This window comes from uncultured Mailhella sp. (assembly GCF_947631555.1).
Taxonomy (GTDB): Bacteria; Desulfobacterota; Desulfovibrionia; order Desulfovibrionales; family Desulfovibrionaceae; genus Mailhella.
Genome location: NZ_CANRLT010000145.1, coordinates 1 through 2,959, shown reverse-complemented (window position 1 = coordinate 2,959; position 2,959 = coordinate 1). Strand labels below are relative to the sequence as shown.

General features: G+C 56.2%; 2 protein-coding genes. Both read left to right on the top strand.

The annotated features are described in order from the left end of the window. The first annotated feature begins 8 nt into the window (after positions 1–8). Positions 9–1,376: a sodium-dependent transporter gene (locus tag Q0Z94_RS11640; RefSeq protein WP_298069887.1), complete on the top strand. Its 1,368-nt coding sequence runs from the start codon at positions 9–11 to the stop codon at positions 1,374–1,376. 108 nt (positions 1,377–1,484) lie between these two features. After that, positions 1,485–2,855: a sodium-dependent transporter gene (locus Q0Z94_RS11635; RefSeq protein ID WP_298069883.1), complete on the top strand. Its 1,371-nt coding sequence runs from the start codon at positions 1,485–1,487 to the stop codon at positions 2,853–2,855. Positions 2,856–2,959 lie beyond the last annotated feature (104 nt).

The window sequence follows — 2,959 nt, the reverse complement described above, 5'->3', positions numbered from 1 at the left end:
AGAATAGTATGGCTCAGCGTGAACAGCTCGCCACCAGACTGGGGTTCCTGCTTTTGTCGGCCGGCTGTGCCATCGGCCTCGGCAACGTATGGCGTTTTCCGTATGTCACCGGCAAGTACGGCGGCGCTGTGTTTCTGGTTGTGTATCTTGCCTTCCTGCTGTTCATGGGACTGCCTGTTCTCATTATGGAATTTTCCGTGGGCCGCGCATCCCAGCGCAGCCTGGCCAGCGCACTTCTGAGGCTTGAACCGAAGGGCAGCTGGTGGCACAAGTTCGGCATCTTTAATCCGGTGGGCAACTATCTGCTCATGATGTTCTATATGCCCATCGCCGGATGGATGCTCTCCTACGTCTGGCTGATGCTCTCCGGCGGACTGGACGTTCCATCGGATCAGGTTTCCACGGTCTTCACGGGTATGCTGGCCAATCCGTGGCGTATGACGTTCTGGACGGTCGTCGTTTCCGCGCTCTGCTTTTTCATCTGCGGGCAGGGCCTTCAGCGCGGCGTGGAGCGCGTGGTCAAGTTCATGATGCTGGGGCTGCTCGCCATCATGATCGGGCTGGCCTGTCACTCCTTCCTGCTGCCTGGTGGCGCCGAGGGACTCAAGTTCTACCTTGTGCCCGATCTGAACCGCGCTATGGAGGCCGGCTTCATGACACTCGTCAACGAGGCCATGAATCAGGCGTTCTTTACCCTGAGCGTCGGTATGGGCTCCATGTGCATCTTCGGGAGCTACCTCAGGAAGCAGAACACGCTCACTTCGGAGTCTGCATGGATCGTGATGCTGGATACCTTTGTGGCGCTCACCGCCGGATTCATTATCTTTCCCGCCTGCTTCGCCTTCAACGTGCAGCCGGACGCCGGGCCGGGGCTGATCTTCATCACGCTGCCCAACATTTTCAACGACATGGCGGGTGGCCGTTTCTGGGGTACACTGTTCTTCGTCTTCATGAGCGCCGCCGCGCTGACAACAGTCATCGCCGTGCAGGAGAACATCATTGCCTTCTTCATGGACAGCTATGAATGGTCGCGCAAGAAGTCCACACTGGTGAATTTCGTGTTGCTTACTCTGCTCACTCTGCCGTGCATCCTGGGCTTCAACGTCTGGTCGTGGATACAGCCGCTGGGTGCGGGTTCGAGTATTCTCGATCTTGAGGACTTCCTCATCAGCAACAACATTCTGCCTCTCGGCTCCTTCATGTTCATCCTGTTCTGTACGCACCGCTACGGCTGGGGCTGGGATAACTTCGTGGCCGAGGCGGATACCGGCGAAGGGCTGAAGTTCCCCAAGATCCTTCGTTTCTACCTTACCTGGATACTGCCCGTCATTTTCGTGATCATTTTCATCGAGGGCTATATTCAGAAGTTCTTCTAAATCTTCTTTGGAGCGAGCAGAGGCACAGGGCGTTTCCGCCCGCCGCAGAGACATCGTCGTCCGGGGCTTCCCGCGGGAGGCTCCGGATTCAGTTTCGTGGAGTATCACATGGAGCAAAGAGAAAAACTTTCCAGCCGGCTGGGTTTTCTGCTGGTGTCAGCCGGCTGCGCCATTGGACTCGGCAATGTATGGCGCTTCCCCTACATCACGGGCAAGTACGGCGGCGCGGTTTTTGTCGTCGTGTACGCCTTCTTCCTGCTCATGATGGCCCTGCCTCTGCTCGTCATGGAGCTTTCCGTGGGGCGCGCCTCGCAGCAGAACCTTGGAAATGCCCTGCGTGTACTTGAACCGAAGGGAACATCGTGGCACAGGATGGGATGGCTCAGTCTTGTGGGCAGCTACCTGCTCATGATGTTCTATATTCCCGTGGCCGGTTGGATGCTCTGCTATGTCTGGCGCATGGGCATGGGCGGTCTTGCCGTTCCGCCGGAACAGATGCCCGCGGCCTTCGGTTCCATGCTTGAGGATCCCGTCTCCATGGTCTTCTGGGGCGTTCTCGCCGCAAGCATAAGTTTCTGGGTCTGTGGCAGCGGCCTGCGCCGGGGGGTTGAACGGGTAGTCAAAGTCATGATGGCCGGGCTGCTTCTGATCATGGTTGGGCTGTCCATACGCGCCATAACCCTGCCCGGAGGGCTGGACGGACTTGCCTTTTATCTCGCGCCGGACTGGAACCGGGCGATGGAGGCCGGACTGGGCAGTCTCGTCAACGACGCCATGAATCAGGCGTTTTTCACCTTGGGGCTGGGTATCGGCTCCATGAGCATCTTTGGCAGCTACCTGGGGCGCGACCATACCATCCTTAAAGAGTCGCTTTTTATCGTCTGCCTTGACAGCTTTGTGGCCTTTACCGCGGGACTGATCATCTTTCCATCGTGCTTCGCCTTCGGTGTGCAGCCTGACGCCGGCCCGGGGCTGGTATTCATCACGCTGCCCAACGTCTTCAATGAAATGGGCGGCGGGCGGTTTTGGGGTACGCTCTTCTTCATTTTTATGAGTGCCGCCGCGCTGACCACAGTCATCACCGTAGTGGAAAATATCATTTCCTACGGCATGGATGTGTGGAAGTGGACACGGAAAAAATCCACCGCCGTCAACTATGTAGTGCTTACCTTGCTTACCTTGCCATGTATTTTAGGCTTCAACGTGCTTAAAAATATACAGCCGCTGGGATCGGGAACAAACTTCATGGATCTCGAAGATTTCATCCTGAGCAACAATCTGCTTTCCCTTGGGGCCGTCACCTTTATGCTTTTCTGCTGCCACAGGGCGGGCTGGGGCTGGGACAGGTTTATCGCCGAGACTGATACGGGCAGCGGTGTGAAGTTTCCCCGTATACTCAAGCCGTACCTGCAATGGGTTTTGCCCATAATGGTTCTGCTCGTATGGATACAGGGCTATATTCAGAAGTTCTTCTCATGACACTGCATGGAAGAAAGGCAATAAATCTGCGTAGTTGGTGGCGGGAAGGAAAAAAGGAAAAAATTTAGAGGAAAAGAGCTTGACAAGGTGGGAGAAGTTGAGCA

Bases quoted from the DNA above. Each gene is read 5' to 3' on its own strand.
- Q0Z94_RS11640 (WP_298069887.1), top strand. From the start codon at position 9: ATGGCTCAGCGTGAACAGCTCGCCACCAGACTGGGGTTCCTGCTTTTG.
- Q0Z94_RS11635 (WP_298069883.1), top strand. From the start codon at position 1,485: ATGGAGCAAAGAGAAAAACTTTCCAGCCGGCTGGGTTTTCTGCTGGTG.